The 3,439-nt window shown below is 56.3% G+C and carries 5 protein-coding genes; 1 reads left to right on the top strand and 4 read right to left on the bottom strand.

Features of this window, described 5'->3' with window-relative positions; translation table 11 throughout:
• Both B8115_RS12720 and B8115_RS12715 read right to left on the bottom strand, forming a co-directional pair.
• A partial coding sequence (locus B8115_RS12720) for a contractile injection system protein, VgrG/Pvc8 family (RefSeq protein WP_035591029.1) occupies positions 1 to 538 on the bottom strand: 538 nt, incomplete at its 3' end.
• A gap of 228 nt (positions 539 to 766) precedes the next feature.
• Positions 767 to 1,522 carry an SDR family NAD(P)-dependent oxidoreductase gene (locus B8115_RS12715; RefSeq protein ID WP_010628187.1) on the bottom strand — a complete coding sequence of 252 codons (756 nt, stop codon included), beginning with the start codon at positions 1,520 to 1,522 and terminating at the stop codon, positions 767 to 769.
• Between the two features lie 138 nt (positions 1,523 to 1,660).
• Here B8115_RS12715 and B8115_RS12710 point away from each other — a divergent pair, with 138 nt between their 5' ends.
• Complete coding sequence (locus B8115_RS12710) at positions 1,661 to 2,539, top strand: AraC family transcriptional regulator (protein ID WP_010628186.1); 879 nt, start codon at positions 1,661 to 1,663, stop codon at positions 2,537 to 2,539.
• Between the two features lie 124 nt (positions 2,540 to 2,663).
• Here the strand turns inward: B8115_RS12710 and B8115_RS12705 are convergent, their stop codons facing one another.
• Both B8115_RS12705 and B8115_RS23620 read right to left on the bottom strand, forming a co-directional pair.
• Positions 2,664 to 2,933 (bottom strand): DUF2798 domain-containing protein, encoded by a 270-nt coding sequence (locus tag B8115_RS12705; RefSeq protein WP_010628185.1) that lies wholly within the window; start codon positions 2,931 to 2,933, stop codon positions 2,664 to 2,666.
• Positions 2,934 to 3,141: 208 nt separating this feature from the next.
• Positions 3,142 to 3,439: hypothetical protein (locus B8115_RS23620; RefSeq protein ID WP_010628184.1), on the bottom strand; the 298-nt coding region annotated here is incomplete at its 5' end.

Below are 3,439 nucleotides of genomic sequence, written 5' to 3'. Positions count from 1 at the left end.
CCTCCTCGTCGCTACCGACCTCGAAGAACTCATGGAAGTAGAACAGCCCCTCTTCGGCGGCCAGGCGCTCGACGAAGGCGAGATCGTCTTCACGGTACTGGGTAAGGTACTCCCGAGGCTCGGGTTCACGGGTGGCGGCGAAGGCGAGATCGGTCAGGCCGTGCTCGTCGCACAGGGTGTTGAGCACCGTGAGCGGCGAGACCTCCTGGAAGATGCGCGAGTTCTGGCGCAGGCCGAGGCGCCACAGGGCGGGACGGATCTCGACCCGGTAGAAGGTGTGGCGGTGGCCGCGGTCGCCACGGGCGAACTCGCTGACGATGCCGTTCACCTGGCGCAGCATCTCGTCGTCCTGCCAGATCGTCAGGGTGGCCTCGCGGTCGAGAATGTCGCGAGCAGAGAGGCTGCCGTTACGGCTGGCGAAGCGCACCGTGAGCTCGAAGGGGGCGGAGAGCCGTTCCCGGTGGGTGAACTCGATGACCGCCAGGCCCTCGGTATCGGGCAAGGTCAGAGTGAAATGCAAACCGGTGGCCTTGGCCATGTCGCCTCCCTGCGGCTGGAAGTACTCGATGTTATTGGTCGTTTTGCGTACACACGCATTTTCGCGCAGCAAAGCATACCAATCGTAGCCAGGCGTATCTGTGGCGCTTCGCTGATAAGAATGTAAGAAATAGCTTACAAAGGAGAGTGAGCTACCCTCTCCTCGCCAGTTGCCCTGCGCCAAGTGGCGCCAGCCGAGCCGCTCGAAGCTCGGCGTGGCGCTGGCGATTTAAATCGCTTGACCGCCGGAAACCTCAATGCGTTGGGCGTTGATCCAGCGATTTTCCTCCCCCAACAGTCTGGCAATCATTGGGCCGATGTCGTCGGGAACGCCCACACGGCCCAGAGCTGTCATCTCAGCGAAGACTTTATTCAGGTCTGGAATATCGCGAACTGCCCCACCAAGAAAGTCGGTTTCAATCGCCCCCGGTGCCACGGTGTTAACCGTGATGCCGCGACTTCCCAATTCCTTGGCCATGTAGACACTCAAGACTTCCACTGCTCCCTTGACCGCTGAGTAGGCGGAAAAGCCTGGATAGGAGACACGAGTCAGCCCAGAGGAAAGGTTGATGATGCGGCCACCATCGGCAATCAGCGGCAGCAATGCCTGAGTAAGGAAGAAGACTCCCTTGAAGTGTACGTTTACCAGCGCATCAAATTGCTCTTCAGTGGTTTCGGCCAACGGTGCCATATCACCATGGCCAGCGTTGTTGACAAGGTAATCGAAGGTGTCACGATGATAGACGTCGCGTAGCGCCATACGTAGCTGTTCGACGAAAGCCGCGAAGGAAGAGGCATTGCCCACATCGAGCTGCAGCGCGACAGCCCTGCGCCCCAGCGCTTCGACTTCAGCGACCACCGTCAAAGCCGCATCGGCCTGGCTATGATAGGTAATGACGACATCGCTGCCCTGGCGAGCGATATTCAGTGCGGTGTTACGGCCGAGACCACGGCTGGAACCGGTTACGATGGCGATCTTGGTCATGATAATACCCTGTGGTTCGTGAACGGGATCTCATTGTGTGTTCCGTGAAAAAAACCGTCCTTACCGAAACCTCGACGCTATTTGCCTATTCCTCCAAGGGGACACCGATGCGGCTACCAGCTGCTCAAGGGACGAATCATGACCGATGCTCTGCTTCAGGCCGTTAGAGGTTATGTAAAGAAATCAGATCCCAACAGCCTGGCCCAGACGCCGATTCCAGGCCTGACTATCCTTACTGCGCCCGAGCCAAGCGGGCTGGATTACGCAATCACCCGCCCTCTCGCATGCCTGGTACTGCAGGGTAGTAAGCAGGTGATGATGGGAGCTGACGTATTCACCTTCGGTGCTGGAGATTCACTGCTGATCACGGCGGATGTACCAACTGTCAGCCAGGTCATTCAGGCAACTACCGAAGAACCGTATATCTCGGTGGTGATCGATCTGAATCCTGCGCTGGTCACCGAACTGATGGAGGAAACAGAATCCATCCCGACCCCGGACTCAGCACCGATAAAGGTTGAACCAACCGATGTCGAGGTAAGCGAGGCCGTGCTACGCCTGATGCGTCTGCTGGATCGTCCAGCTTCCGTAACGGTGCTGCACGCTTCGCTGATGCGGGAACTGCACTACTGGCTACTAGCGGGGCGCCATGGCTCTGCCATCAGCCGCCTCGGTTGGCCCGAGGGACATGCCCAGCGCATCGCTCGAGCGGTAACAGTGCTGCGCACAGGCTTCAACAAACCTTTGCCAGTGGAGCATCTGGCTTCCGTAGCGGGTATGAGCCCCTCATCATTCCATCATCACTTCCGTAAACAGACCTCACTGACACCGCTGCAGTTTCAAAAGCAATTACGTTTGATCGAGGCAAGACGGCTAATGCTTGGAGAAGGGGTATCGGCGAGCAGTGCGGCATTCACCGTGGGTTATGAAAGCGTGTCACAATTTAGCCGCGAATACCGCCGATTCTTCGGCTTGCCGCCAGCCAAGGATACGACTAGACATAGAAACCACGCGTAGGGCCTTGTCAGCCGGCCGAACCGCTCGAAGGCGGGTAACGCTGGAAGCGAAGTAGGCAGGCGTAGAAACGAAAGCCCCTGAGCCAGGCAGCTGGCCCAGGGGCTTTGTGTCAGGCTTAACTCAATCAGGATGCTCGCACTAGAGCCGCAGTAGCCTTGCGGACAATCGGCAGTACTAACAGCAATACCGGGAATGCAATGACCCAAGAAACAGCCCATGCACTCAGCCACTTAGCAATGAACTGCTGGGTTATGCCCACACCCGTCAACGTACTGATCAGCGAAACGATGCACGTCATCAGGATGGACAGCAGCAAAGGCATAACGAGGGATGCATAACGCGCGGGAAGTTTTGGGATGCCAAGAAAAATGGTCGGCTTGTCTGAAGCGTTCATCAGGCTCTCCTGGATACAGTCAAGTAAGGCACATTCGCTCAAAACCGAGCGAACCCCTCCGGCAGGCCGGTGGTAGCGGCGCGTTGATTGACGTTGAACGCTTACGGTCAGTCGCGCATGTCGCGATGACAGGCAACATGGTAGTGCGTGCGACCAAGCATGGCAAGAGTTGCCTAACGCTGGGTGTCGTGCGAGAAGTGCCAGATTTTTATGCCACCGCGATGGACTTAATTCTATAGTTACTTTTCCCTTGCATACCATCTATTCTCGTAAATGTCGCACCCACAACGACGTTCCTTCCCATTAGATCGATCATGGTAACTTGGCCACTTCCTTCCCACTCGACGAAAGCCCAATGCCCATCATCTGGAGAAAAAATAAAAGGCCATTTAGTATAGTTACTCTTTTCCTTCTCCCACTCTACCGCCACACCAAAAATTTTCTCATTTTCATCTATTTGGTTATTGGCTGTTAGCTGAACTTTAAATTCCATGTACTGGCGTTCA

Source organism: Halomonas sp. KM-1 (assembly GCF_000246875.1).
Classification (GTDB): domain Bacteria; phylum Pseudomonadota; class Gammaproteobacteria; order Pseudomonadales; family Halomonadaceae; genus Halomonas; species Halomonas aerodenitrificans.
This window is presented reverse-complemented; position numbering and strand designations above follow the sequence as displayed.